Here is a 26,347-nt window from a genome sequence, read left to right on the forward strand (position 1 = left end):
ATCAGTCCTGATGGCGCGGGTAGCTCAGGAAGACGGTCTCGTCCTCGCCCTGCAAGCGGATGTCGAAGCGCAGCGTCCGCTCGTCCTCCTGCACACACAGCAAAGTCGAACGACGCTCGGGGTCAACAGAACTCAGCAACGCGTCGTTGGCCAACGCGGTGTCGTCGCCGGGCACGTAGGCACGGGTGAACAACCGGTTGAGCAGGCCGCGGGCGAAGACGGTCACCGCGAAGAAGGGTGCAGCGCCGTCCCTGGTCGGCCCGGGGGTGAGCGTCGAGAAGGTGAAGTAGCCGTCGCGGCGGGTGGCAGTCCGGCCGAATCCGGTGAAGGTGAATTCGTCCCGATCGCGGCGCAGCGAACCTTGCTGCTGCGGGATGCGACCGTCGGCGTCGGCCTGCCAGATCTCGACCAGCGCGTCCTGCAGGCCGTCGCCGTTGCCGTCGAGGACCCGCCCGTGCAGTCTGATTGCACCGGGCGTTCCAACCGAGGCGATGAGATGTCCTGTCTCCCAGGGCAATCCGTAGTGGAAGAACGGACCGATGGTCTGTCCGGGGGTTGGGGTCAACTCAGGCATCGTCGTGCTCCTGCTCCATCCGGGTGGCGTGCGTGCCGGTCAACACAATGTCCCACCGATAGCCCAGGATCCACTCGTGCTCGGACAGATCGTGGTCGTAGCTGGCGACCAGTCGCTCGCGAGCCGCCGGGTTGGTGATCGACTGCAGGATCGGGTCGAGTGGGAAGAGTGGGTCGCCGGGGAAGTACATCTGGGTGATCATCCGCTGGGTGAACTCAGTGCCGAACAGCGAGAAGTGCACGTGGGCGGGGCGCCAGGCGTTGCGGTGGTTGCCCCATGGGTAGGGACCTGGCTTGATCGTGGTGAATTCGTAGTTGCCGTCATCATCGGTCAGGGTGCGACCGGCTCCGGTGAAGTTCGGGTCCAGGGGGGCAGGGTGCTGGTCACGCTTGTGCACATACCGGCCCGCCGCGTTGGCCTGCCAGATCTCGACCAGTTGTCGGCGCACCGGGCGGCCGTCGCCATCGACGATGCGGCCGGAGATCCGGATCCGCTCGCCGATCGGCTCACCCGTGCCGGCCAGGGTCAGGTCGGCCTCCAGGGGATCGACGTCGCGCTGCCCGAAGACCGGAGCCAGCAATTCGAGCTCCTCGGGGTCGGCGTGCCAGGCCGCCTTCGTCGGGTGGCGCAACAGCGAGCTGCGGTACGGCGGGAAGTCCACCCGGGGTTGCAGCAGCGGATCGGCCGACGCGTCCGTGGTCTGGATCGCCTCGATCTCCCGGCTGATCGCCGATTGTGAGGCGAGGGCGCCCTCGGCATCCGCGGTCTCGATGGTCAGTTCGCTCATGTCCAACTCCTTAGCTCCCGAATGAGACCTTAGTCACTAGTTCGCATAATGCACAAGTGTTCGCTCAGCGAACATTTCGTGACAAGGCCTACGGTGGTGCGGGTGAGCCGACCTGTTGCCCCGCCCGACCGCCGCCTGATGCTGGTGCACGCCCACCCCGACGACGAGAGCAGCACGACCGGGGCGACCATCGCGACGTACGCCGATCAAGGGGCGGGCGTCACCCTCGTCACCTGCACGTTGGGCGAGCGGGGCGACATCGTGCTCCCGGAACTCGCGCACTTGTCGCACGACCAGGAGAACGCGCTGGCGCAGGTCCGCGTCGTCGAACTCACCGAGGCGATGGCCGCCCTCGGTGTGACCGATTTCGTCCGGCTCGGCGGTGACGGCCGCTGGCACGACACGGGCATGGTGTTCGGTCCGGACGGGATGGCCGCTCCGCCGCCGGATGCCGACGAGGCGTCATTCTGGCGCGCCGACCTGCTGGAGGCGGCCAACGCGCTGGTGCCGCTGATCCGGGACCGCCGTCCCCAGGTGTTGATCACCTATGACGAGTTCGGCTTCTACGGCCACCCCGATCACATCCAGGCGCACCGGGTCGCTACCTACGCCATCGCGCTGGCCGCCGTGCCCAGTTACCGTCCGGATCTGGGCGAGCCGTGGCAGGTGCAGCGGGTGCTCTGGCCGGCCTACTCCGAGAGCCAGATGCGGACGATGATCGCGGGCGCGCAAGCCGAGCGCCAGGCAGCGATCGAGGCGGGGGAGGATCGCGGCGAAGACTTCTTCGCGGACTTCGACCTCGACTCCGGGCAGCGACCGCCGATGTGTGTCGCCGACGACGACATCGCGGTCCGGGTCGATGGCTATCCCGTTGCCGCCCAACGATTCGCGGCGTTGCGGGCGCACCGCAGCCAGATCAAGCCGGACGAGTTCTTCTTCGCCCTCGAGGGCTCGCCGCCGGGTCTGCTGTGGCAGGAGTGTTACCGGCTGGCCGGTGGAGCGCCGCCGCCTGCTGGAGCAACCGACATCTTCGCGGGGCTATCGATCGATTAACCGGCAACGATCCGTCCGCAATGAGTCCTACGGTCGGCTCATGGTCGATTTTCAAGACGAAGATCTGAGTACGTCGCGCTTCACCCGGGTGCGCCTGAGCGGCAGCAACCTGGACAACGTCTACTTCAACGACGCCCAGTTCCGCGAGGTCGATCTGTCGGGGACGAGGTTCAACGGCGTCAGCTTCGAGCGGGCCCAGATCTGGGGTGATATCGACGGGCTGATCATCAACAGCGTGCTGGTGGCGCCGCTGATAGACGCCGAGCTCGATCGGCGCTATCCCGAGCATGCGATGCTGAAACCGACCACCGCCCAGGGCTATCGGGATGCGTGGCGACAGTTACAGCACACGTGGCAGCCCACGCTTGCTCGGGCCGCGGCGTTGTCGGAACAACAGCAGAACGCGCACATCGGCGGCGAGTGGTCGGTCATCCAGACCGTGCGTCACCTCAGCTTCGCCATCACCAGTTGGCTGGACCGCGCGATCCTCGGCGACCCGTCGCCATGGCAGCCGTTGGATCTGCCGTGGGACCAGATGCCGCCGCATCCGGACGTGCCGTGGGACACCGACACCGACGTCACGTGGGCCCAAGCGCGCGGGCTGTACGACGCGTCGGCCAGCAGGCTCACGGCGTACCTCGAGGGGCTGCGTGACGATGAACTGGGTCAGCCCGCGAAGCTGTCGTCCAATCCGAACTGGCCCGATGAGCACCCGGAGGTTGCCGAGTGCCTGCGGGTGATCCTCAATGAGACGTTCTGGCACCACCGGTTTGCGGTGCGTGACCTGGATCAACTCGATAACTGAGGTGCGCGCCGTCCCCTGTGTCAGTCATGCTTGACGATCGTGGGTCACGTCGATGTCAACACCGTGGAGTACTACCTGCCGGACGGGCGGCCGTTGCTGGGCGGGGTCAGCCTGCGGGTCGGGGAAGGCGCGAAGGTTGCGCTCGTCGGCCCCAACGGCACGGGTAAGACCACGCTGCTGCGGATCATCTCCGGTGAGATCGACGCTCACGAGGGGGCGATCACCCGCTCGGGCGGACTGGGTATCATGTCGCAGTTCGTCGGCAAGCAGGGCCAGGAGCAGACCGTCCGCGATCTCTTGGTCAGCGTCGCGCCCGAGCCCATCGCTAAGGCCGCGCGAGCCGTCGACGCCGCCGAGATGGCCATCATGGAGCGCGACGACGAACCGGCCCAGATGGCCTACGCCCAGGCGCTCGCGGACTGGGCCGAGGTGGGCGGCTACGAGTACGAGACGCTGTGGGACGTCTGCACGGTCGCTGCACTCGCAATCCCTTATGACAGAGCGCAATTCCGTGATCTGCACACGCTGTCGGGGGGTGAGCAGAAACGCCTGGTGCTCGAGGCTTTGCTGCGTGGCCCGGAGGAAGTGCTGCTGCTGGACGAGCCGGACAACTACCTCGACGTGCCCACCAAGCGTTGGTTGGAGCAGGCCCTGCACGACTCGCCCAAGACCGTGCTGCTGATCAGCCACGACCGGGAGTTGTTGGAGCAGGTCGCGACCCGCATCGTCACCCTCGAACCGCAGGCCGCCGGCGCAGTCGCCTGGACGCACCCGGGCCGATTCTCGACGTACCACCAGGCCCGGATCGACCGGAACGCGCGGTTGGAGGAGTTGCGGCGCCGCTGGGATGAGGAGCACGCCAAGCTCAAGACCCTGGTCAACACGCTCAAGGTCAAAGCGGCGTACAACGACGGGATGGCGCCGCGCTACCACGCCGCCCAGACCCGGCTGCGCAAATTCGAGGAGGCCGGGCCGCCGCAGGCGGTCCCCTTCGAGCAGAAGGTGACCATGCGCCTCAAGGGCGGCCGCACCGCCAAACGCGCCGTGGTCGCCGAGGGCCTCGAACTCACCGGTCTGATGAAGCCGTTCGACCTGGAGATCTGGTACGGCGAGCGCGTGGCCGTCCTCGGATCCAACGGTTCGGGCAAGAGCCACTTCCTGCGTCTGCTGGCCGCGGGCGGCTCGGACCCGGATATCGAGCACCAACCCGTTGGTGACGTGGCGCCGGATCCCGTTGCGCACCAAGGGAAAGTGCGCCTGGGGTCGCGAGTGCGACCGGGCTGGTTCGCGCAGACCCACGCCCATCCCGAGTTGGTCGGCCGCACGCTGCTGGAGATCCTGCACCGCGGTGACGAGCACCGCGCGGGGATGCCACGCGAGCAGGCGTCGCGGGTGCTGGACCGGTACGAGCTCGCGCACGCCGCGGAGCAGACGTTCGGCTCCCTGTCCGGCGGCCAGCAGGCACGGTTCCAGATCCTGCTGCTGGAGTTGTCCGGAGCGACCCTGCTGCTGCTGGACGAACCCACCGACAACCTCGATCTGCAATCGGCCGAGGCGCTGGAGGAGGGCCTGGAGCAGTTCGAAGGGACCGTCGTGGCGGTCACCCACGACCGTTGGTTCGCAAGGGGATTCGACCGCTACCTGGTCTTCGGTGCCGATGGCCGGGTCTACGAGTCGCCCGAACCGGTCTGGGACGAGAAGCGCGTCGAGCGAGCCCGGTGAGCCGCCGGGATACAGTTCGCCCATGAAACGCCGCACGGGGGCCGCGGCGCTCGCTGCGGTCGCGATGTCACTGACCGCCTGCGGCGCAACCATCACCCTGCCGGCGATTCCCACCGCGTCGGTCGCTGCAACCAGTTCCCCGACGTCATCCGCCGGTGCGGCGCCGTCGTCGGCGACACCGTCGGCCGCCGCCACGAGCACCGACGGTTCGATGCGACAGGGACTGCCCGATGAGGTCGTCGACCGGCTGACGCTGAGCCGGGTCTTCCTCGAGGTGGCCGAGGTCAAAGGCCTGCACTATCGGATCAGCGGACGAGTCGTGGCGGTCGGCAACACCTCGGACTCGGTCCTGACGACGGTGACCGATGCCGCCGACGAGTCGATTCCGCGGATCGAAGCCCTCAGCGGGCAGCACGCCAAGGACAAGTACCTGATCCTCGCCGCCGCCGACGACAGCACGGCGCAGAAGTGGACCGGGGACTCGAATGTCGCCGACGCCGACGGGATCACCATGCCGTACGGGAAGGCGGCGTGGATCGTGATTCCCACCGGGCACCGCTTCAGCGACGGCGGGCGGGTCCTCGACGACGACGAGTACTTCACCCACGTGATGGACCACGAGGTGTTCCATGCGGACACTCTGCCCGTGGATTTCGACGACCCGTCGGTACCCGAGTGGATGGTCGAGGGGTACGCCGAATGGGCGGCCAATCAAGAGGTTTCGACCGGCCCGGAGAAAGAACCCCCGGCGCGGCTGCCGTCCGACACCGAGGTGGTCGACGACACCGACGACGGCTACTTCCGGGCCGGGATGTTCGTGCAGTACCTGGCCGACCGCTTCGGGACCAGCAAGGCGCTCGCCTACTACCGGGCCATGCTGGTGGCCACCCACGGCTCGATCGCCGAAGAGTTCCACCGGGCGACCGATGCCGACTTCACCGCGACGGTGGCGGCCTGGCAGCGGCAGTTCCACCAGCAGTTCGTATCGTTCGATCCGGAGTGGCAGTGGGTTTCGGACTGAGACCTCAGCGGGCAGGCGGTGGGTCGATCGGCAACAAGGCGGAGTACCCCGCCACCCGGCGTGCCCCCGGTGTACCCGCACCGGCCCGTCGGTAACGCTCGAAGACCTCACCCAGCTCGGCGGCCAACGCCGTCAGTTGCTCCTGGGTGACCAGCACCGCGTGGTCCACCAGTCCGCAGTCGGCCCGCCACGCGGGCGGCCAGTCGTCCTGCGCCTCGATCCAGGCCCCGGCGCGCTCACCGAAGTGCTCGACGTAGTCGTGTTGCAACCACCGGGCCGCCGCCTCGTCGTCCTCGTCGAGGGGAGCGTCATCGACCGTTGGTTCCCGTACGGCGCCCCACACCCGCCGCTTTCCGTCACCGTGACCGGTGTCGAAGACCAGTCCTGCGTCCGCCAGCCGCCGAAGGTGGTAGGAGGTCGCGCCGGTGTGCGTGTCGAGGGCCGTCGCCAACTCGGTGGCCGTGGCCTCGCCGTGGACGCGAAGGTGGGCCAGGATCCGTGACCGCAACGGGTGCGCGAGAGTTCGTAAGGGGGAGTCCGAACCGGCCATGAATTGCACAATATCTGTGCATAATCTCTGTGCAAAGGCGCCGCGCGGCAGCGGTCAGGCGGAACAATCCCGCGGAATGCCGCGGTTCTCTCGCGATTTGGGGCACCGACCGGGGTCTCCGTAGAATGGTGACTCGGGTGCTTCAGGGCCCCGCAGACTTGTGCGCGATGGCTTCGAGCAGAAGCCCGCAGCACGTTTCACCAGAAGAACCAACGGAAAAGGTAACGACAGTGCGTACCTACACGCCCAAGCCGGCGGACCTGCAGGACAACGTCACGTGGCACGTCATCGACGCCACCGACGTCGTCCTCGGCCGTCTGGCCAGCCAGACCGCCATCCTCCTGCGCGGCAAGCACAAGCCGATCTTCGCCCCGAACGCGGACACCGGTGACTTCGTCATCATCGTCAACGCCGACAAGGTCGCGCTGACCGGTGCCAAGCTGGAGAAGAAGAAGGCCTACCGCCACTCCGGTTTCCCGGGCGGTCTGAAGACCACCTCCTACACCGAGCTGATGGCCAAGGACCCGGCCGGCGCCGTGGAGAAGGCCATCAAGGGGATGCTGCCGCACAACTCCCTCGGTCGCGCCCAGCTCAAGAAGCTGAAGGTCTACGCCGGCCCGGAGCACCCGCACGCCGCGCAGCAGCCGACCCCGTTCGAGATCACCCAGGTCGCGCAGTAAAGCCGCGCCCCTCTACACACTTTGAATTGAAGGAGAATCGTGGCTGACTACACCGAGGTCGACGTCCTGGAGGACGACGAGCCGCAGTTGACCGAATACACCACCGAGAGTGGCGCCGAGGTCGTGGACGAGAACCGTCCGCGTCCGACCGCTTCTGCACCCGGCGCCGCCACCGGCCGCCGCAAGCAGGCCATTGCCCGCGTCCGCATCGTGCCGGGCACCGGTGAGTGGAAGGTCAACGGCCGCACCCTGGAGGAGTACTTCCCCAACAAGGTCCACCAGCAGCTGGTCAACGAGCCGCTGAAGGTCCTGGAGCTGGACGGCGCGTACGACGTGCTGGTCCGCGTGCACGGCGGTGGCCCCTCCGGCCAGGCCGGTGCCGTCCGTCTGGGCGTCGCGCGTTCGCTGAACGGCGTCGACGAGGAACTGAACCGTCCGGCCCTGAAGAAGGCCGGCCTGCTGACCCGTGACGCGCGCGTCCCGGAGCGCAAGAAGGCTGGTCTGAAGAAGGCCCGTAAGGCGCCGCAGTACAGCAAGCGCTGATCGCAGCTGCTTCACCGAAGCCCGGACTCCTGGTGGGTCCGGGCTTCGCTGTTTCTGCGCCGAACGGCCCGACGTTTCGTGACTAACGGGTCTCGTCGGCTAGTTTTGGTCCAATGAGCAGATTGTTCGGGACCGACGGTGTCCGGGGTGTCGCCAACCGGGACATCACCGCGGAACTCGCGCTCGACCTGGCCGTCGCCGCAGCGCACGTGTTGGCGGAGAAGGGCGAGTTCGCAGGTCACCGGCCGTCGGCCGTCGTGGGCCGCGACCCGCGAGCATCCGGTGAGTTCCTCGCCGCTGCCACGATCGCCGGGCTGGCCTCCGCGGGCGTCGACGTCTACGACGCCGGGGTGCTACCAACCCCCGCGATCGCCTATCTGACGGCCGACCTGGACGTCGATCTGGGCGTGATGATCTCCGCCTCACACAACCCGATGCCCGACAACGGCATCAAATTCTTCTCCCGCGGTGGATTCAAACTGCCTGACGCCACCGAGGACGCGATCGCGGCGAGCCTGCGGGCGGACTGGCAGCGCCCGACCGGTGCCGCGGTCGGGAGGGCCAAGACCCTGCCCGGCGGCGGCGAGAGGTACGTCGAGCACCTGCTGGGCGCCGTACCCGCGGCATTGGACGGGCTGCACGTCGTCCTTGACGCTGCTCACGGCGCCGCCAGTGAGGTCGCCCCGGAGGTCTTCCGCCGAGCCGGCGCGCGAGTGACCGTGATCGGCGCCGAGCCGGACGGGTTGAACATCAACGACGGGTACGGCTCGACCCACCTCGGCCACCTGCGGGTCATGGTCGCGCAGGTCGGTGCGGACCTCGGCCTGGCCTTCGACGGAGATGCCGACCGGTGCCTCGCGGTCGACGCCAGCGGTCAGGTCGTCGACGGCGACCAGATCATGGCCATCCTGGCGCTGGACCTGAAGGAGCGCGGCGTCCTGCGCGGCGACACGCTGGTGGCCACCGTGATGAGCAATCTGGGCATGCTGCAGGCGATGCAGCGCGAAGGGGTCAACGTCCTGCAGACCGCGGTCGGCGACCGCTATGTCCTGGAGGAGATGAAGTCGGGCAATTTCTCCCTCGGCGGGGAGCAGTCCGGCCACGTCATCATGCTCGATCACGCGACGACCGGTGACGGCGTGCTGACCGGGCTGACCCTGGCCGCCCGGATCGCCAGCACCAGCAAGTCCCTGGCCGACCTCGCGGCGTGTATGACCCGCCTGCCGCAGTTCCTGATCAACGTCGCGGGCGTTGACAAGAACGCCGTCGACAGCAACGCCGTCGTGCAGGCAGCGGTGGTGTCGATCGAGCAGGAGCTGGCCGGCACCGGCCGGGTGCTGCTGCGCAAATCCGGCACCGAGCCGGTCGTGCGGGTGATGGTCGAAGCGGCGACCGCGCAGCACGCCGAGGATGTCGCGCAGCGGTTGGCGGCCGTGGTGCTCACCGAGTTGGCGCTCTAAGCGGGCGTCACTTCGTCGCCGACGTGGATCTCGCCCTCGGCGTCGGGGATCAGGTGGATCGCGAACCAGGTTTTGCCGTCCCAGCGACGATGTTTCGCCAAGGTCGCGATCGGCTCCTTGGAGCGGTCGAGGCTGACCGGATCAATGGTCGTCATCACACAGCGATCCACTGCCTTGGCGACGCGGAACGGCACGTCACCGATGCGCACCGACGTCCACGTGTCCTCGACGAACGCCTCGTTGCCGTCGATCACCACGTTAGCCCGGAATCGTTGCACCGCAAGGTCTTTGCCTGCCCAGTCGCTGAGCAGTGCCGCTGAGGTAGTGCTCGCCAACGTCACCGGGTAGCCGTCCTGGAAGACCGCGTGATCCTCCGGTCGGGAGAACTGCGGGTTGAGGGAGCGCTGCAACGGATCCTCACACCACACCAGGTGCAGATCATCCCTGCCCAGGACCCCAGCCAGCCACCGATCGGCCGCCGGGCCGGCGTAGCGCACCTGGGTGTGCGGCCGGGTGAAGAGGCGGGCGGGAGCCAGCCGGCCGGCGTACGGGAAGGAGATCTCGAGCGGTTCGGTGCCGGGGGCGGACAAGGTCAGGTCCGCTGTGCCCCCGGTCTGCGGGGTGTCGGCGACGATCGTGAAGAGCTGGTTGATCTCCCGCGCAGAGACCATGTCGCCCGCGTCGTCGACGATCATCCACTCCCGATCGCCGCGCAGACCCGCTAGCCCGACGTACGCCGAGTCAACCCTTCGGATGGCTGTGGACTTGACCGGGTGGAGGTTGAGCGCTGTGACCTGCACGGGTCCTAGGTTAGTCGTTGAGGTCTTCGCGGCGGACGGCTCGTTGGCCGGGCGGCAGGTTGGACAGGTCATCGCTGATCAGGATGTCGGGCAGGCCGGCGTCGGGCAGTCGGATCTCGGCGTCACCAGCCGGGTCGTGCGGGATGCCGGCGAGGACGAGCTCGTGAGCAGCCTTGCGCGGCAGCGTCTTCTGCCGGAAGAAGTCCGATTTGATCGACCACCACACGATCATCAGCACGATGCCGAGGGCCAGCGCCGCGATGCCCACGACGGCGACCGCACCCTGACCGAAGATGGTGATGTTGTTGCCGTCGTCGTCCTGCAACCAGTCAGGAGCGATGTAGGACTTGATCGCATAGCAAAACGCACCGATCAGGATCGCCCCGCCCAGGAACGGGAAGAGCCCCTGCATGACGAAATTGCGCGGCGATGTGAACAGGTTGCGCCGGTAGAACCAGGTGCACGCGAAGCCAGTCAGCCCGTAGTAGAAGGCGATCATCAGACCGATCGAGCCGATCAGCGCCGACAACAGGCTCTGGCTGACCAGCGTGAACAGCAGGTAGAAGACGATCGAGATGACGCCCATGCCGATCGTCGACCAGGTGGGCGTCAGGTACTTGGGGTGGATCCGGGCGAACCGCTCCGGGATCGCCTTGTAGACCGCCATCGACAGCGCGGTGCGCGCCGTCGGCAGGATCGTGGTCTGGGTCGAGGCGGAGGCCGAGGTCAGGATCGAGGCCGCCAGCAGCAGTTGACCGACGTGCCCCAGGCCGCTGTTACCGAACAGCTGCGGAGAGATGGCGGTGAAGACATCCTCGGCGTTCTTGGCGTTGCCCAGGCCGATCCCCTCGGTGCCCGTGCCGGCGAAGGCGACCGCCGCGACGGTCACGATGGCGTAGGTGAACAGCAGGATCAGCGTGGACAGGACCGCAGCCCGGCCGGGGGTCGTGGCGGGGTCGTCGGTCTCCTCGTTGATGGACACCGCGGAGTCCCAACCCCAGTAGATGAAGACCGCGGTCAGCAGGGCGGGCGCGATGACGTCAGTGAATGAGAGGCCCCCCGGCCACAGCCAGGACCATTGCGGGTGAAGGGAATACGACTCGGCGTGGCCGGAGTAGACCTTGTAGAGCGCGACCGCTGCAAACAGGAAGAGCACGAGCACTTCGATGGTCAGCAATCCGTACTGGATCCGGGCACTGATCTCGATGCCGCGGTAGCAGATGTAGGTCATCACCGCGATCCAGATGATGCCGGCGACCGTTGACCAGAACGTGTTGGAAGACAGCGTGTTGTGCAGACCGAGGGTGTTGGCGAAGGAGAACGAATACGAGCCGGCGATCTGCGCGAGGTTGGCCATCACGATGACGTCGGCGGCGATGATGCCCCACCCGGTCATCCACCCAACGGCGGGGCCGAAGGCCCGTGAGGCCCAGGTGAACGACGTACCGCAGTCCGGTTCGGCCTTGTTGAGCTCCTGGTAGGCGACCGCGATGAAGTACATCGGAACGAACGCCAACAGGATGATCGCCGGGGCCTTGACCCCGGCCAACAGGGCACCGCCGCTGGCGACGACGAATCCCAGACTCGCGGCGAGAGAGTAGGCCGGGGCGGTGGAGGCCACGCCGACGACGATGGTCGAGATCAGCCCGACCGCGCCGGACTTCAGGCCTTTGTCACCAGCGGTCTCCGGGAAGCCGATCGGTGCGGCATCAGGGGTAGTGCTCACCGGTAGAAGGTAGAGCGGATGCGCGCCGGTAGGCGACCGGTTGCGGGGAACTCACAGCCGGCATTCAGGCTGTCAGGTGGTGCTGACCTCACCCACCGTGGTGGCCACGGTGGCCTTGCCACCGCCGAGGTCGTACGTCGCGCCCACGATCGCCAGCTTGCCGGCGGCGATGGCGTTGTGCACCACCACGGATCGCTCGGTGAGCAACTGCGTGGTGTTGCGCACGTGTTCGGCTTCCAACTCCTCCAGGGTGGTGGCGCCGTCCTTGCGGGCGGTCATCACGCTGGGGGTGATTCGCTCGACGATGTCGCGGATGTAGCCGGTGGGCACGTCGCCGGTCAGCACCGCGTCAGCAGTGGCCTTGATCGCGCCACACGAATCGTGGCCGAGGACCACGATCAACGGCACACCCAGGACGGCGACCGCGAACTCGACCGAGCCCAGCACCGCGTTATCGACGACGTGTCCAGCGGTGCGCACCACGAACAGGTCACCCAGGCCCTGGTCGAAGATGATCTCAGCGGCCACCCGGGAATCCGCGCAGCCGAAGAAGATGGCTGACGGGGTCTGCCCGGCCTCCAGGATGTGTCGTCGCTGCGCGTCCTGGTTGGGGTGTCGCGGACTGTTGGCGACGAACCGCGCGTTGCCGGCGGCCAGTTCGTCCCACGCCCACTGCGGGGTGAGCGGGTGGCTCACAGGCCGGGCCTGGTCGAGATCGAGAAGGCGACCGGCTTGGCGACCGAGGCGAAGAAGTCCTCACCCTTGTCATCGACGACGATGAAGGCCGGGAAATCCTCGACCTCGATCTTCCAGATCGCTTCCATGCCCAACTCCGGGTACTCGATGACGTCGACGTGCTTGATGCAGTCCTTGGCCAGGCGGGCCGCCGGGCCACCGATCGAGCCGAGATAGAAACCGCCGTGCTTCGCACACGCGTCGGTCACCTGTTTGCTCCGGTTGCCCTTGGCCAACATGACCATCGAACCACCTGCAGCCTGGAACTGGTCCACATAGGAGTCCATCCGTCCGGCGGTGGTCGGCCCGAAGGAGCCTGAGGCGTAACCGTCGGGGGTCTTGGCCGGGCCGGCGTAGTAGACCGGGTGATCCTTGAGGTACTGCGGCATGGGCTCGCCGGCGTCCAGACGTTCCTTGATCTTGGCGTGCGCGATGTCCCGGGCCACGATCAACGGGCCGGTCAGCGAAAGCCGTGTCTTGACCGGGTATTTCGACAGTTCAGCCAGGATCGCCGGCATCGGCTGGTTGAGGTCGATCTGCACGACGTCACCAGCCTCCTCCAGGTCCTCGTGCGTGGTGTCGGGCAGGAACCGGGCCGGGTCACGTTCGAGTTCTTCGATGAAGACGCCTTCAGCGGTGATCTTGCCCAGACACTGCCGGTCCGCCGAGCAGCTGACCGCGATGGCGACCGGCAGGGAGGCACCGTGCCGGGGCAGCCGCACCACTCGCACGTCGTGGCAGAAGTACTTGCCGCCGAACTGCGCGCCGATCCCGAAATTGCGGGTCAACTCAAGGACCTGCTGCTCCAACTCGGTGTCCCGGAACCCGTGGGCGGTCATGTCCCCGGAGGTGGGCAGGTTGTCGAGGTACTTCGCGCTGGCGTATTTGGCTGTCTTCAAAGCAAATTCGGCGCTGGTGCCGCCGATGACGATGGCCAGGTGGTACGGCGGGCACGCGGCCGTTCCGATCGCGCGCAGTTTCTCGTCCAGGAAGCGCATCATCGCGTCGGGATTCAGGATCGCCTTGGTCTCCTGGTAGAGGTAGGACTTGTTGGCCGACCCGCCACCCTTGGCCATGAAGAGGAATTTGTAGGTCGTCTCGTGACCGGCAGCGGTATCGGCGTACAACTCGATCTGCGCGGGCAGGTTGGACCCGGTGTTCTTCTCCTCCCACGTCGTGATCGGCGCCATCTGCGAGTAGCGCAGGTTCAGCCGGGTGTAGGCGTCGAAGACGCCGTGCGCGATGGCCTCTTCGTCGGGCTGCTGCCCCTCGACGAGAACGTGAGATCCCTTCTTGCCCATCACGATCGCCGTACCCGTGTCCTGGCACATCGGCAGCACACCGGCCGCGGCGATGTTGGCGTTCTTGAGCAGGTCGGTGGCCACGAACTTGTCGTTGGCGCTGGCCTGCGGATCCTCCAGGATCGAGCGCAGCTGGGCCAGGTGCGCCGGCCGCAGGTAGTGCGCGATGTCGTGCATCGCCGTGTCCGTCAGCAGGGTCAGGACGGCCGGGTCGACTTCCAGGAAGGTGCGCCCGCCCGGTCCGTCAACCGTGCGCACTCCCTCGGTGGTCAGCAGACGGTACGACGTGTCGTCCGTCCCAGCGGGCAGCAGGTCCTCATAGGCGAAGTCGGCCATACCTTCCAGATTATCGACACCCCTGAGGGTGAGGCTGTGGTGGCTCCGATAGCGGGGATCGGTTAGGCACGAGGTATGCGCCGGACGATCAAGCAGCAAGCCACAGCCGTCGTGATTGCGTTGGTCGGATCTGCCGGAATCGCCGCCTGCTCCTCCGCGAGCGGGGGAACGCCGAATCTCACCTGGTACATCAACCCCGACGGTGGCGGCTCGGACCCCACCAAGGGCGGTCAGGCGCAGTTGGCGAAGGAGTGCACTGCCGCGTCGAACGGCAAGTACACGATCACCATCCAGCAGTTGCCCAACAGTGCCAGCGACCAGCGGATCCAACTGTTGCGGCGGCTGGCCGCCGGCGACGCTTCGATGGATCTGATGAGCATGGACCCGGTATTCGTCGCCGAGTTCGCCGAGGCGGGCTATCTCGCCCCGGTGCCGCAGTCGATGCAAGCCGAATTCACCCAGGACAGAGTGCAATCGGCGATCGATGCCTCGAAGTGGCAGGGCAAATTGGTCGCGGTGCCGTTCTGGGCCAACACCCAGCTGCTGTGGTACCGCAAGAGCGTCGCTGCGAAGGCCGGCTTGGACATGAGCAAACCGGTGACCTGGGACCAGCTGATCGCCGCCGCGCAGAAGACCAACACCAAGATCGGGGTTCAGGCCTCGCTCTACGAGGGTTACATGGTCTGGATCAATGCGCTGATCTCCGGAGCGGGCGGCAAAATCGTGGAGAACCCCGGCGCCCGCTACACCGATCTGAAGCTCGGGCTGGACAGTCAGGCCGGGCGCGACGCGGCCAAGATCATTCAGCAGGTCGCCTCGACCGGTGTCGGCGGCCCGGCGATGGGGTCCTCGACCGAGACCGAGGCGCTCAACCTCTTCCAGAACACCACCACCAGCGGCTTCCTGGTCAACTGGCCGTACACCTACGCGGCACTGACCAGCGCCAAGGTGCCGTTCCTGAACGACATCGGCTGGACGATGTACCCGCAGACCGTCGCCGGGGAGACCTCCCGGCCACCGTTCGGGGGGATCGAGTTGGGGGTCGGTGCGAAGAGTGCGCACCCGGATCTGGCCTACCAGGCGGCCGCGTGCATCTCCAACGAGAAGAACCAGACGACGTACATGCTCGGCACCGGTAACCCCGCCAGCCGCAAGGCGGTCTTCGAGGAGGCAAATGTGAAGAAAGCGTTCCCGATGGCCAATCTGATCCAGGAGTCGCTGCAACAAGCGGCGCCGCGGCCGCAGTCGCAGTACTACGGCGACATCTCCTCCGGGATCCAGCAACAGTTCAGTCCGCCGAGTTCGGTCAACCAGCAAACACCGGCCAAGGCGCAGGATTTCATCCTGAAGGTGCTGAACGGAAAGGCGCTCTTGTGACCGCCGTGGAGGCTCCCACGAGCCGGAGCGAGGCACGAGAGGACAAGCCGCAGCTGTCCGACCGGGCCAAGGCCGAACGATCCCTGGGTTGGAAACTGGCCGGGCCGGCGTTCGTGGTCATGGTCCTGGTCACCATGTATCCGATCGGCTACGCGGTCTACCTGTCGCTGTTCAACTACCGGCTCACCGACCCCTCCGGTCGGCGGTTCGTCTTCCTGCAGAACTACCTCACCGCGTTCGGTGACTCGCTGTTCTGGAAGTCGGTCGGTGTCACGGTGATCATCACCGTCATCACGCTGTTCTTCGAGTTGATCTTCGGTTTCCTGATCGCGCTGGTGATGAACAAGGTGATCATCCCGCGGCGCACGTTGCGCACGATCGTGCTGATCCCGTACGCCATCATCACCGTCGTCTCCGCCTTCAGCTGGAAGTACGCTGCGCAGGTCGACACCGGTTTCATCAACCACTGGCTGCACACCCTGACGTTCGGCGCGTGGGATCTGAACTACGACTGGTTCGGCGGGACGTGGTCCTCGATCTTCGTCATCTGTCTGTCGGAGATCTGGAAGACCACCCCGTTCGTGTCGCTGCTGCTCCTGGCCGGCTTGGCCAACGTGGACTCCTCGCTGGAGGAAGCCGCCGAGGTCGACGGGGCGACGTGGTGGCAGCGAATGACCCGGGTGGTGCTGCCCAACATGAAAGCCGCGATCCTGGTGGCGGCGCTGTTCCGGACCCTGGACGCCTTCCGGATCTACGACAACCCGTTCATCATGACCGGCGGTGCGAACAACACCACGACGCTGTCCATCCTGGTCGCCCGGCAGACCATCGACCGGGTGGAGATCGGGATGGGCTCGGCGCTCGCGGTGATCCTGTTCATCTTCGTGCTGATCATCGCCGGGATCTTCATCAAGGGATTCAAGGTCGATCTGACGGCGGGAAGGAGCTGACCCGTGGCCTCATCACGAGAGAACCGCACCAAGTGGGGACTGTTCGCCGTCTCCATCCCGATCATGCTGTGGACGATCATCCCGTTGATCTGGATCTTCGCGACGTCCTTGAAATCAACTGCAGCACTGGGTGATTCGACGCAGAACTCGTTCGGCAACTTCTGGCCGAAAGAGCCCACCTGGGACAACTACTCACTGATCTTCACCGGCGGCGCCAAGGACCTGTTCGTCCCCGCGCTGTGGCACTCGATCATCGTCTGTGTGATCTCCACGCTGATCGCGGTGGTGTTGGCGACGTTCTGCGCCTACGCGATCGCGCGACTGGACTTCCCCGGCAAGAAGCTCATCCTGGGTACGGCACTCGCGGTCTCGTTCTTCCCGGTCATCGCGATGGTGACACCGCTGTTCAACTTGTGGCGGCAGATCGGTCTCTTCGACACCATCCCCGGTCTGATCATCCCGTACCTGGCGCTGACCCTGCCGTTGGCGATCTGGACCCTGACCGCGTTCTTCCAGCAGATCCCGTGGGAGATGGAGCAGGCGGCTCAGGTGGATGGTGCGACCAGTTGGCAGGCGTTCCGCAAGGTCATCGTCCCGCTGGCCGCACCGGGTGTCTTCACCACGGCGATCATCTCCTTCTTCACCGCGTGGAATGACTTCGTCTTCTCCTCCAACCTGACCTCGTCCAACGCGCGCACGGTGCCGGCGGCCCTGGCCTTCTTCACCGGCGCAAGCCAGTTCGAACAACCGACGGGCGCGATCTGCGCGGCGGCCGTCGTCGTCACCATCCCCGTAGTCATCCTGGTGCTGGTCTTCCAGCGTCGCATCGTGACCGGACTCACCTCCGGTGCGGTCAAGGGCTAACCCGACCATCCCGACTCTTAGGAGCGCCCATGGCACACATCGAACTCAAACACCTGGTCAAGAAGTACGGCGATGGGTTCCCTGCGGTCAACGACGTCTCGTTGGACATCGCGGACGGTGAGTTCGTCATCCTGGTCGGCCCGTCCGGGTGCGGGAAGTCCACTCTGCTGCGGATGGTGGTGGGCCTGGAGGACATCACCTCCGGCGAACTGGACATCAACGAGAAGCGGGTCAACGACCTGGCGCCGCGGGATCGCAACCTGGCGATGGTCTTCCAGAACTACGCGCTCTATCCGCACCTGACCGTGCGCGAGAACATTGCGTTCCCACTGCGCCTGGCCAAGGGCAAGCACTCCGAGGCGGAGATCCAGGCCAAGGTCGACCGGGCCGCGGAGATGCTGGAACTGACCGAGCACCTCGAGCGCAAACCAGCCAACCTGTCCGGTGGGCAGCGGCAGCGGGTCGCGATGGGCCGGGCCATCGTCCGGGAGGCCGACGCCTTCCTCTTCGACGAGCCGCTGTCGAACCTCGACGCCAAACTGCGTGGCCAGATGCGCACCGAGATCGCTCGCATGCAGCGCCGGCTCGGGATCACCACGATCTACGTCACGCACGACCAGGTCGAAGCCATGACTCTGGGGGACCGGGTCGCCGTGCTCTCCAAAGGCATTCTGCAGCAGGTGGCTTCGCCGCGGGAGCTCTACGAACAGCCGGTCAACCTCTTCGTCGCCGGCTTCATCGGATCACCGCCGATGAACTTCCTGCCTGCCCAGGTCGACGGCAACACCTTGAAGCTGCCGTTCGTCGACGTGCCCATCCCCGACGATCTCGCCGAGAAGGTCGCGAACCACGACGTCGTGATCGTGGGTCTGCGCCCGGAGGAGATCAAGCACGAGGAGGTGAACCCCGTCGACGGTGGAGCGTCGTTCAATGCCGTCGTCGACGTCACCGAGTGGCTGGGCAACGAGCAGTACGCCTACGTGCCGTTCGACGCCGACCCGAAGGTCGGGCAGGCGCTCGCGGATCTCGACCGCGATCTGGACGGGGAGAGCCTGCGCACGCAGCTGGTGGTCAACCTCGACTCACGGTCCCGGATCCTCGAGGGCGATGAGGTGACCTTCGTTTTCAGCCCGGGGAGCATGCACGTCTTCGACCCCGAAACCGGCGAGAACCTGACCCGCGATGACGAGAAGGCGGCGCAGATCGCCAAGGAGTCCGAGGAGGCCCGTAAGGCGGCGTTGGCCCGGGCGAAAGCGCGGGAGCAGAAAGTCGCCTCCTAAGCTGTCCACGTGGATCTTCCCGTTGTCCTGATCACCGGCGGTACCCGTGGCATCGGCGCTGCCGTCGCAGCCGCACTGGCGCCCGATCACCACCTGCTGATCGGTGGTCGCTCAGCGGACTCGGTCGCTGCGGCGGTTGCGGCGTATCCGTCAGCGTCCGGTTTTGTCGCGGATCTGGCGGCTCCGGAGCAGGTCGCGTCAGCGGTCGCCGGCATCGACCGGCTGGACGCCGTGGTGCACTCGGCCGGCATCCTGGGCTCGGGCAGTGTCGAAGACCTGTCTCGCGGTGAGTGGCGAAAGACGTTGGAACTCAACGTCGTTGCCGTGGCCGACCTGACTCGCGAGCTGCTGCCACTGCTGCGTGCTGCACGGGGGACCGTGGTGACGATCAACTCCGGCAGCGGCCTGCGCTCCAACGCGGGCGGCGGGCTCTACTCCGCCTCGAAGTTCGCCCTGCGAGCGTTCACGGACGCGCTGCGCGAGGAGGAGCGGCCACACGGCGTACGAGTATCCGGTATCCATCCCGGCCGGGTCGCCACCGATATGCAGCGTGAGCTGAAACAGATCGAGGGGGAGGAGTACGACGAGTCGCTCTACCTCAGGCCCGAATCCGTCGCTGCTGCAGTCCGATTGGCGCTCACGATCGGCCGCGATGCCTGCATCGAGGAATTGTCGATCCGGCCGGGTCCGCGCTAGGCAGGTAGCTCGTCGCGGCGGGGTGGGTTGGCGCCCGCGCGCGAGACGGTGATCGCGGAGCACGCGATGGCGCGCTCGGCGGCGGGCAGCACGTCCTGCAGTGTGGCGCTGCGCAAGGCTGCCCGGGCATCCGGTCCGCCGAGCAGGCCAGCGTCGAGCAGACCGGAGACCAGACCCGCCTGGAACGAGTCCCCGGCACCGACGGTGTCGACGACATTCACGGAAGCCCCTGGTACGTCAGCGAATTCGCCGGTCCGGCTGAGGTGCACACGTGCGCCGGACGGTCCACGGGTCACGACCGCGAGAGAGGGGCCGAGTTGACCCCACAGGTTCAGCACCGCGTCCAGGGACGCCTGCTCCCCGTAGAGCCAGGCGATGTCCTCGTCGCTGGCCTTCACGACGTCGGACAACCCGATCAGCTGCTCGATCTGCGCGCGTGCGTCATGCGGGTCACCCATCAGCGAGGGACGCGCGTTGGGGTCGAAGGAGATCGTGGCGTGCTCCCGCGCGGTGCGGATCGCCTGCTCGACCTGGATGGCTCCCGGTTGCAGGACGGCGGCGATCGAGCCGGTGTGCAAGTGGCCGAAGTCCGCCGAGAGGTGCTGCTCCAACCGCCAGTCGATGGCGAATTCGTAACTGGCAGAACCGTCCTGCGCCAGCGTGGCCTGTGCGGTGCTGGTTCGGGCGGCGGTGTCGGAGCCCGCGGTGAGCTGAACCGAGTCGCGGGAGAGGTGTTCGACGATGAGCGCGCCGTACGGGTCGCCAGCGATGTGGGTCGCCAACTCGGTGTCGTGGCCAAGCCGGGCCAGCCCCACGGCGACGTTCAGCGGACTGCCGCCGACGTGAGCCTCAACGGACCCGTTTTGTCGGCGGACAACGTCGATCAGAGCTTCCCCGGCGACCAGCACCTTGGCCACGGTGCCTACTTCATTCGAGGGGCGTAGGTGTGCAGCTTGTCCAAGCGGTGCTCGGCCTCGATGGTGCGAATCGTGCCGCTGCGGGAGCGCATCACCAACGAGTACGTCGTGGCGCCGCCTGCGTAGTAGCGGATGCCCTTGAGCAGCGATCCGGTGGTGATACCGGTCGCCACGAAGAAGCAGTTGTTGCCCGTGACGAGATCGTCGGTGTACAGGACCCGGTCCAGGTCGTGGCCAGCGTCCAGCGCCTTCTGCTTCTCCGCATCGTCCTTCGGCCACAACCGACCCTGGATCATGCCGCCCATGCACTTCATCGCGCACGCGCTGATGATGCCTTCGGGGGTGCCGCCGATGCCGAGCAGCAGGTCGATACCGGTGCCCGGGCGGGCGGCACTGATCGAGCCAGCAACGTCGCCGTCGGAGATGTAGCGGATCCGGGCGCCGAGCTCGCGGATCTCCTCGGCGATCTGGGCGTGTCGCGGGCGGTCCAGCAGGACCACGGTGACATCGGAGATGCTGCTGCCCTTGGCTTTGGCGACCCGCTTGACGTTCTCCTTGACGGGCAGTCGGATGTCCACGACGTCCGCAGCTTCGGGTCCGGTGGCCAGTTTGTCCATGTAGAAGACGGCGCTCGGGTCGAACATCGAGTGTCGCTCACTGACCGCCATGACGGAGACCGCGTTGTTCATGCCTTTGGCCGTGAGGGTCGTGCCGTCGACCGGGTCCACCGCGACGTCGACCTCCGGGCCGGTGCCGTCCCCGACGACTTCGCCGTTGTAGAGCATCGGCGCCTCGTCCTTCTCGCCCTCGCCGATCACGACGGTTCCGCGCATGGACACCGAAGAGATCAGCTTGCGCATCGCCTCGACAGCGGCACCGTCGGCGGCGTTCTTGTCGCCGCGGCCGACCCATCGGCCACTGGCCATCGCGGCGGCCTCGGTGACCCGCACCAGTTCCAGGGCGAGGTTGCGGTCGGGGTGTCGCTGACGTCAGACATGATGGATGCTCCTTTGCTTCCGATCGCCCGGTGGCGTCGGCCGATCTGAGCCTATCGGGCCGGGTGAGGGATGATAGAGCGGTGAGTGACACCGCGACCCAGGAACAGGCTCCCGCGCCGGCGCCGCGCCGCATGCGCGGCGGCGTGCGAAGCATGGTGATCTCGATGATCGTGCTGCTGGCTGCCGTCGCGGTGTGGGTGGCGATGGTGCCGCGGGTCAGTTCCGTCAGTACGCCGATCGCCGACCCCCAGGGCATCGCGCGGGAGATCGGGGCCCAGCAGAAGTGGGATATCGCGATCCCGGTCGGATTGCCCGACGGCTGGGCCGCGCAGAACGTCACGCTGCTCACCTTCGAGAAGCAGCCCGCCACGTGGCAGGCCGGCTACGACGCCCCGAACGGCGGTTACGTCGCGGCCTTCCAGACCAAGGACGGCGACGCCACCTGGGTCAAACAGCAGACCTACTCCGGGGTGCCGGCGGGCAGCGTCACGATCGACGGGGTGACCTGGGCCAAATACGACCGCGCGAGCAAGGGCCAGAAGTCGCTCGTGCGCAGCACGCCGCTGTCCGGGCTGTCGACGGTGGTCACCGGCCTGGGTACCTGGGAGCAACTGCAGCAGTTCGCCGGCGCGCTCCAGCCGATCAGTCAGGCGCTGAAGACCTCAACGGCCTCATAACCACGAAGGACCCAGGTCGGCCGGCGCCGGGTGGCCGTCAACTGCAAAGCCGGGAATCGGCGTACGACGGTGGCGATCGAGGCCTGCAACTCCACCCGGGCGAGCGGCGCACCGACGCAGAAGTGCCGCCCCAGGCCGAAGCCAACGTGCGGGTTCGGGTCGCGGGTCAGGTCGAACTCGTCTGCGGTGCCACCGAATACGCCCTGGTCGCGGTTGGCCGAACCCATCAGGCAGGCGATCTTCTGTCCCTCGGCGATGGGCACCCCCGCGACCTGGGTGTCGGCGACAGCGGTGCGCTCGAACAGTTGCAACGGTGCGTCGAAGCGCAGCCACTCCTCGGTGGCGGTCACCACATCGACGGTGCCGTCGACCAGCCGCCGCCACTGGTCGGGGTGCTCGAGGGCGGCGACCAGGCCGTTGCCGAAGGCGTTGACGCTGGCTTCGTGGCCGGCGTTGAGCAGCAGGACCACGGTCGCGACGAGTTCGTCCTCGCTGAGCCGGTCACCCTCGGCGCGCTCGGTGAGCAGATCGGTGATGAGGTCCTCGCTCGGGTGCTGCTCGCGGAAGGCGACGACGTCCCGCACGTAGGCCGAGAACTCCTCAGCTGCCTGTGCCGCAGCGGCTTTCGTCGCATCCGTGGTGCTGGGTTCGTAAAGGTGCACGATCGCCTGCGACCACCGGCGAAGGTCGGTGTGATCGGTGCGGGGGACGCCCAGCAGGTCGGCGATCACGAAGACGGGCAACGGCTCGGCGTACTGCGACATGATGTCGCCGCCCTCGAAGGCGTCGATCAGTTCCTCCGCCAAGGCGGTCACCCGCGGGCGCATCCGCTCGACGTGGCCACGGCCGAAGGCACCGGCGACCAGCCGCCGCAGCCGGGTGTGCGCGGGCGGTTCGTTCTCCATCAACTGGTTGCGATGCAGCGAATTGACTTGAGCCATCTGATCTTCCGGCTCGAAGTCGGACCAGATGCGACCGAAGTCGCGGCTCTTCAGCGTCGCGGTGACTGCGCTGTGCGTGGTGGCCAGGAACATGCCCCAGTCGTCGTGCCACAGGACAGGGCACTCGGCCCGCAACGCGGCCAGGGTCGGGTAGGGATCGTCGATGAACCCGGTGTCGGTGGTGTCGAGCACGCTCACTCTTCGTGCAATTCCTGGATCTGCTCGGCGGTCATCGCCTCGATGCGCTTCTCCGCCTGGTCGAGCCACTGCTGGCAGTGCTGGGCGAGGGCTTCGCCGCGCTCCCACAGCGACATGCTCTCCTCCAGGCTTTGGTTGCCCGCCTCGAGCGTCGCGACGATGGACGTGAGTTCGTCACGGGCGTCTTCGTAGGACAGATCAGCAATCTGCGGGTCGGTCATGCGCTCCAGCGTAAGGGGCAGGCGGGCGAAAGAATGCAAAGAAGTGTTTGCAAATAAACCTTTGTAATGGCAGACTCGGGACGTGCCTGATTCCGTGAGTCCTTCCCCGCATCAGTTGCGTGCCCTCGCGCACCCGGCCCGGTTGCGGATGTTGGGTCTGCTGCGCGTCAACGGACCACAGACCGCCAGCTCGTTGGCGCAGCAGCTGGGTCTGAACACCGGCGCCACCTCCTACCATCTGCGGCAGCTGGCCCAGCACGGATTCATCGAGGACGACCCGGATCGGGGCAGCGGCCGGGAGCGATGGTGGCGGGCGAAGCACACCTCCACGACGGTCGACGCCGAAGAGGTGAGTTCCCCCGAAGAACGCGACCAGGTCGAGGCCTACCTGCAGACGGTGGTCACGATCTACCAGCAGCAATTGCAGCGGGCCGTGGAGGAGCGGCCACTGCTTCCGGCGCAGTGGCGACGAGCCTCGACGTTCAGCGACTTCCACCACCGGATGACCCCCGAGCATGCCGAGGAACTGACCGCCAAGCTGGAGGAGTGGTTGTCGGGGCTGCCGGAGGACGACGACCCCACCGCCGAACGGTTCGTCGTGCAGGTCAACGCGTTCCCGTATCCCGGTGCCATCGCACCGCGGGATGATCTGCCCGAGGACGACTGATGCGGGCGCTGGTCGGAACCCTTGTCTCCGAGGCGATCTCGCTGCTGGGCACGCGCATCACGATGATCGCGATCCCGCTGTACGTGCTCGCCACCACCGGCAGTGCCGCCAAAACCGGGGTGGTCGCCTTCGCCGAGGCGCTGCCGCTCGTCGTGGGCAAGGTGCTGGTGGGTCCGGTCATCGATCGCCTCGGTGCCCGTCCGGTGGCGATCACGTGCGATCTGGGCTCCGCGGTCGTCGTCGGCGCGATCCCGCTACTGCACGACACCGGCCGATTGCCGTTCCCGGTGTTCGTCGGGCTGGTCGCGGTGGCAGGTGCGCTGCGGGGGCCCGGTGACGCGGCCAAGAGTGCGATCATCCCGGCCGTGGTGCGGCATGCCGCCGTCCCGATGGAGCGCGCCACGGGTCTGTTCGGCACGATCGAGCGCACCGCCTCGATGGTTGGTGCGGCCCTCGGCGGTCTGCTCATCGCCAGCGCCGGAGCCGCCAACGCCCTGCTCGTCGACGCAGTCAGCTTCGCGGTGTCCGCGGCCGTATTTGCCTGGGCGACAACGGCTTTGCGCACAGAGACTGACGCCGTGCCCCAGTCGTCCTACCTACGCTCGTTGCGCGAAGGGTTCGCCTTCCTACGCACGGACCGGGTGCTGATCGGCATCACGGCGATGGTGGCGCTGACCAATCTGCTGGACGCAGCGTGGAGCACGGTGCTCGTGCCGGTGTGGGCCGTCGACAGCGGTGGTGGCGCGCGGGTCATCGGCCTGCTCTTCGCCACCTTCGGGGCGGCGGCTGCACTCGGCGCACTGATCGCGTCGATCTGGGCAGAGCGGTTACCGCGTTATGTGGTCTATCTCGTGGCCTTTCTCTTTGCCGGTGCGCCCCGGTTCATCGCGATGGCTCTCGACGTGCCGCTGGTCGCGTTGCTCGTGGTCGCCGTGGGCGCCGGGTTCGCATCCGGCTTCATCAACCCGGTGCTGGGCGCGGTCATCTACGAGCGCATCCCGCAGCCGCTGATGGGCAGGGTCTCATCGCTGACCACGGCGATCTGCTGGTCGTTGATGCCGCTGGGCGGACTGCTCGGTGGACTCCTCGCGAGCCGGGTCGGGATCTCCTGGGCCCTGGCCGCAGTCGGCGTGGCCTATTTCGTGGTCACGATGCTGCCGGCGCTCGATCCGCGGTGGCGGGAGTTGGACGATCGCCCGCACAGCGTCGAGGAAGCGCACGTCGCCGCGGCGTGATGCGGTTCAGTCGGTACGCGTCGCGCGGAACCGACCCTCGGCCACGGTCACCGTCAGGGCGTCGCCCTTGTTTACCTGGTCTTCGGCGGTCACCACCGAACCGTCGGCCAGCCGGACCACGGCGTACCCCCGTTGCAACGTCTGCAGCGGCGACAGCGCCCGCAAGTGGGTGCGTTGGTGGGTGATCGCGGTGCGTTCTCGCTCCAACCGGCGCGAGGCCGCCCGCCGCGCCCGCTCGTGCAAGTCCACGATCGACGTACGCCGAGTGGTCACCATCGTGCGCGGCTGCGCCATGATCGGGCGGCTGGTGAGCGCTCGTAGCTGACGGCGCTCGCCGGCCACACGCGATCGCAGCAGGTGGCCCGAGCGGCCGCGCAACGCAGCCAGCAGCGCGGTCTGCTCCGCCAGCGACGGCACGATCAGCGCCGCCGCGTCGGTGGGTGTGGAAGCTCGCACATCGGCGACATAGTCCAACAGCGGGGTGTCCACGTCGTGGCCGATCGCGGAAACCACAGGAGTGCGGGCACCCGCGACGGCACGCAGTAGGGCCTCGTTGCTGAACGGCAGCAGGTCCTCGAACGACCCACCGCCGCGCGCGATCACAATGACGTCGACCTCGGGCTCGGCGTCGAGCTCGGCCAGCGCCGCGCTGACCTGCTCAACGGTCCCTACGCCCTGCACCGCGACCGTCCGGATCTCGAATCGCGTTGCGGGCCAACGGCGTAGCGCGTTCTCGACGACGTCCTTCTCCGCCGCGCTACTGCGCCCGCAGATCAACCCCACCCGGCGCGGCAGGAACGGCAGCGGCTTCTTGCGGGAGGCGTCGAAGAGGCCCTCGGAGCGCAGCAACTGCTTCAGATGCTCCAGCCGCGCGAGCAGTTCACCGACGCCGACGTGCCGCATGGTGCGCACATCCAGGTGGAGGGTGCCGCGCTTGGTCCAGAAGGTCGGCTTGGCGTGCACGACCACCCGGGTGCCCTCGGCGATGTTCGGACCCATCGCCGCCAGGGTGTTGGTGTGCACGGTCGCGGACAGCGACATGTCGACCTCGGGGTCGCGCAGCGTGACGTAGCAGGTGGGGGAGCCGGGCCGCCTGGTCAGTTGGACGATCTGCCCCTCGACCCACAGCGGCGACATCTTCGCGACGTACTCCTCGATCTTCATCGAGAGCACCCGCACCGGCCAGGGTTGCTCGGCGCTGGTGTCCAGCGCACGCTCGGGCAGAGAGGCCAT

The 26,347-nt window shown here is 67.0% G+C and carries 27 protein-coding genes; 15 read left to right on the top strand and 12 right to left on the bottom strand.

Features of this window, described 5'->3' with window-relative positions; genetic code table 11:
• Position 1: 1 nt before the first annotated feature.
• Both pcaG and pcaH read right to left on the bottom strand, forming a co-directional pair.
• A complete protein-coding gene (pcaG, locus tag DR843_RS01535; RefSeq protein WP_109683786.1) occupies positions 2 to 574 on the bottom strand; it encodes a protocatechuate 3,4-dioxygenase subunit alpha in 573 nt (190 codons plus the stop codon).
• On the bottom strand, positions 567 to 1,361 hold the full coding sequence (pcaH, locus tag DR843_RS01540) for a protocatechuate 3,4-dioxygenase subunit beta (protein WP_109683787.1): 795 nt from the start codon (positions 1,359 to 1,361) through the stop codon (positions 567 to 569). The genes pcaG and pcaH overlap by 8 nt, the downstream gene beginning before the upstream one ends.
• Before the next feature lie 102 nt (positions 1,362 to 1,463).
• Here pcaH and mshB point away from each other — a divergent pair, with 102 nt between their 5' ends.
• From mshB to DR843_RS01560, 4 genes are read left to right on the top strand one after another with little or no spacing between them, the layout of a single operon-like run.
• Positions 1,464 to 2,414, top strand: coding sequence for an N-acetyl-1-D-myo-inositol-2-amino-2-deoxy-alpha-D-glucopyranoside deacetylase (mshB, locus tag DR843_RS01545; protein ID WP_211310162.1), 951 nt, complete (start codon positions 1,464 to 1,466; stop codon positions 2,412 to 2,414).
• A 40-nt stretch (positions 2,415 to 2,454) separates the two neighbouring features.
• The gene (locus DR843_RS01550) at positions 2,455 to 3,219 is read left to right on the top strand and encodes a DinB family protein (protein ID WP_109683789.1); all 765 of its coding nucleotides are present in this window, start codon (positions 2,455 to 2,457) and stop codon (positions 3,217 to 3,219) included.
• A gap of 39 nt (positions 3,220 to 3,258) precedes the next feature.
• Positions 3,259 to 4,941 (top strand): ABC-F family ATP-binding cassette domain-containing protein, encoded by a 1,683-nt coding sequence (locus DR843_RS01555; protein WP_109683790.1) that lies wholly within the window; start codon positions 3,259 to 3,261, stop codon positions 4,939 to 4,941.
• 22 nt (positions 4,942 to 4,963) lie between these two features.
• The gene (locus DR843_RS01560; RefSeq protein WP_109683791.1) at positions 4,964 to 5,962 is read left to right on the top strand and encodes a hypothetical protein; all 999 of its coding nucleotides are present in this window, start codon (positions 4,964 to 4,966) and stop codon (positions 5,960 to 5,962) included.
• Between the two features lie 4 nt (positions 5,963 to 5,966).
• Here the strand turns inward: DR843_RS01560 and DR843_RS01565 are convergent, their stop codons facing one another.
• Positions 5,967 to 6,512, bottom strand: a complete 546-nt coding sequence (locus tag DR843_RS01565; protein WP_109683792.1) for an ArsR/SmtB family transcription factor — start codon at positions 6,510 to 6,512, stop codon at positions 5,967 to 5,969.
• Between the two features lie 230 nt (positions 6,513 to 6,742).
• On the opposite strand from DR843_RS01565, the gene rplM reads away from it, so the two are divergent.
• The 3 genes from rplM (at position 6,743) to glmM (ending at position 9,195) form a co-directional block, all read left to right on the top strand.
• On the top strand, positions 6,743 to 7,192 hold the full coding sequence (rplM, locus tag DR843_RS01570) for a 50S ribosomal protein L13 (protein WP_109683793.1): 450 nt from the start codon (positions 6,743 to 6,745) through the stop codon (positions 7,190 to 7,192).
• 39 nt (positions 7,193 to 7,231) lie between these two features.
• Positions 7,232 to 7,735 (top strand): 30S ribosomal protein S9, encoded by a 504-nt coding sequence (rpsI, locus tag DR843_RS01575; protein WP_109683794.1) that lies wholly within the window; start codon positions 7,232 to 7,234, stop codon positions 7,733 to 7,735.
• 113 nt (positions 7,736 to 7,848) lie between these two features.
• Entirely contained in the window at positions 7,849 to 9,195 is a 1,347-nt protein-coding gene (glmM, locus tag DR843_RS01580; protein ID WP_109683795.1) for a phosphoglucosamine mutase, read from the top strand.
• On the opposite strand, the gene DR843_RS01585 is transcribed toward glmM, so the two are convergent.
• From DR843_RS01585 to DR843_RS01600, 4 genes are all read right to left on the bottom strand, one after another.
• Positions 9,192 to 9,995, bottom strand: coding sequence for an MOSC domain-containing protein (locus tag DR843_RS01585; protein WP_170119712.1), 804 nt, complete (start codon positions 9,993 to 9,995; stop codon positions 9,192 to 9,194). The two genes, glmM and DR843_RS01585, sit on opposite strands and share 4 nt — an antisense overlap.
• A 10-nt stretch (positions 9,996 to 10,005) precedes the next feature.
• Complete coding sequence (locus DR843_RS01590) at positions 10,006 to 11,721, bottom strand: APC family permease (RefSeq protein ID WP_211310163.1); 1,716 nt, start codon at positions 11,719 to 11,721, stop codon at positions 10,006 to 10,008.
• A gap of 72 nt (positions 11,722 to 11,793) precedes the next feature.
• Entirely contained in the window at positions 11,794 to 12,417 is a 624-nt protein-coding gene (locus DR843_RS01595) for a carbonic anhydrase (RefSeq protein ID WP_109683797.1), read from the bottom strand.
• A complete protein-coding gene (locus DR843_RS01600; protein WP_109683798.1) occupies positions 12,414 to 14,093 on the bottom strand; it encodes a fumarate hydratase in 1,680 nt (559 codons plus the stop codon). The genes DR843_RS01595 and DR843_RS01600 overlap by 4 nt, the downstream gene beginning before the upstream one ends.
• 75 nt (positions 14,094 to 14,168) lie before the next feature.
• On the opposite strand from DR843_RS01600, the gene DR843_RS01605 reads away from it, so the two are divergent.
• The 5 genes from DR843_RS01605 (at position 14,169) to DR843_RS01625 (ending at position 19,260) form a co-directional block, all read left to right on the top strand.
• A complete protein-coding gene (locus DR843_RS01605) occupies positions 14,169 to 15,470 on the top strand; it encodes an extracellular solute-binding protein (protein WP_109683799.1) in 1,302 nt (433 codons plus the stop codon).
• Positions 15,467 to 16,420, top strand: a complete 954-nt coding sequence (locus DR843_RS01610; RefSeq protein ID WP_425451530.1) for a carbohydrate ABC transporter permease — start codon at positions 15,467 to 15,469, stop codon at positions 16,418 to 16,420. Before DR843_RS01605 ends, DR843_RS01610 begins: the two co-directional genes overlap by 4 nt.
• A 63-nt stretch (positions 16,421 to 16,483) precedes the next feature.
• Positions 16,484 to 17,284: a carbohydrate ABC transporter permease gene (locus tag DR843_RS01615; protein ID WP_109688309.1), complete on the top strand. Its 801-nt coding sequence runs from the start codon at positions 16,484 to 16,486 to the stop codon at positions 17,282 to 17,284.
• Positions 17,285 to 17,313: 29 nt separating this feature from the next.
• Positions 17,314 to 18,564, top strand: a complete 1,251-nt coding sequence (locus DR843_RS01620) for an ABC transporter ATP-binding protein (protein ID WP_109683800.1) — start codon at positions 17,314 to 17,316, stop codon at positions 18,562 to 18,564.
• Between the two features lie 9 nt (positions 18,565 to 18,573).
• Positions 18,574 to 19,260, top strand: a complete 687-nt coding sequence (locus tag DR843_RS01625; RefSeq protein WP_109683801.1) for an SDR family oxidoreductase — start codon at positions 18,574 to 18,576, stop codon at positions 19,258 to 19,260.
• Here DR843_RS01625 and DR843_RS01630 read toward each other — a convergent pair.
• Together DR843_RS01630 and glpX are read right to left on the bottom strand one after the other, a co-directional pair.
• Positions 19,257 to 20,177, bottom strand: a complete 921-nt coding sequence (locus tag DR843_RS01630) for a carbohydrate kinase family protein (protein ID WP_109683802.1) — start codon at positions 20,175 to 20,177, stop codon at positions 19,257 to 19,259. The genes DR843_RS01625 and DR843_RS01630 overlap by 4 nt on opposite strands.
• Positions 20,178 to 20,182: 5 nt before the next feature.
• Positions 20,183 to 21,136, bottom strand: a complete 954-nt coding sequence (gene glpX, locus DR843_RS01635) for a class II fructose-bisphosphatase (protein WP_281268886.1) — start codon at positions 21,134 to 21,136, stop codon at positions 20,183 to 20,185.
• Between the two features lie 119 nt (positions 21,137 to 21,255).
• Between glpX and DR843_RS01640 the strand changes: the two genes are divergently transcribed.
• Positions 21,256 to 21,852 carry a DUF4245 family protein gene (locus tag DR843_RS01640; protein WP_109683803.1) on the top strand — a complete coding sequence of 199 codons (597 nt, stop codon included), beginning with the start codon at positions 21,256 to 21,258 and terminating at the stop codon, positions 21,850 to 21,852.
• On the opposite strand, the gene DR843_RS01645 is transcribed toward DR843_RS01640, so the two are convergent.
• Entirely contained in the window at positions 21,822 to 22,985 is a 1,164-nt protein-coding gene (locus tag DR843_RS01645; RefSeq protein ID WP_109688313.1) for a cytochrome P450, read from the bottom strand. The genes DR843_RS01640 and DR843_RS01645 overlap by 31 nt on opposite strands.
• Positions 22,986 to 22,987: 2 nt before the next feature.
• Positions 22,988 to 23,212 (bottom strand): exodeoxyribonuclease VII small subunit, encoded by a 225-nt coding sequence (locus DR843_RS01650; RefSeq protein WP_109683804.1) that lies wholly within the window; start codon positions 23,210 to 23,212, stop codon positions 22,988 to 22,990.
• Between the two features lie 82 nt (positions 23,213 to 23,294).
• Here DR843_RS01650 and DR843_RS01655 point away from each other — a divergent pair, with 82 nt between their 5' ends.
• Both DR843_RS01655 and DR843_RS01660 read left to right on the top strand, forming a co-directional pair.
• Positions 23,295 to 23,879 (top strand): ArsR/SmtB family transcription factor, encoded by a 585-nt coding sequence (locus DR843_RS01655; RefSeq protein WP_245933935.1) that lies wholly within the window; start codon positions 23,295 to 23,297, stop codon positions 23,877 to 23,879.
• Positions 23,879 to 25,114 (top strand): MFS transporter, encoded by a 1,236-nt coding sequence (locus tag DR843_RS01660; protein WP_109683806.1) that lies wholly within the window; start codon positions 23,879 to 23,881, stop codon positions 25,112 to 25,114. The genes DR843_RS01655 and DR843_RS01660 overlap by 1 nt, the downstream gene beginning before the upstream one ends.
• A gap of 6 nt (positions 25,115 to 25,120) precedes the next feature.
• Here DR843_RS01660 and xseA read toward each other — a convergent pair whose 3' ends face one another.
• Positions 25,121 to 26,347, bottom strand: a complete 1,227-nt coding sequence (xseA, locus tag DR843_RS01665) for an exodeoxyribonuclease VII large subunit (RefSeq protein WP_109683807.1) — start codon at positions 26,345 to 26,347, stop codon at positions 25,121 to 25,123.

Source organism: Branchiibius hedensis, from assembly GCF_900108585.1.
GTDB lineage: Bacteria > Actinomycetota > Actinomycetes > Actinomycetales > Dermatophilaceae > Branchiibius > Branchiibius hedensis.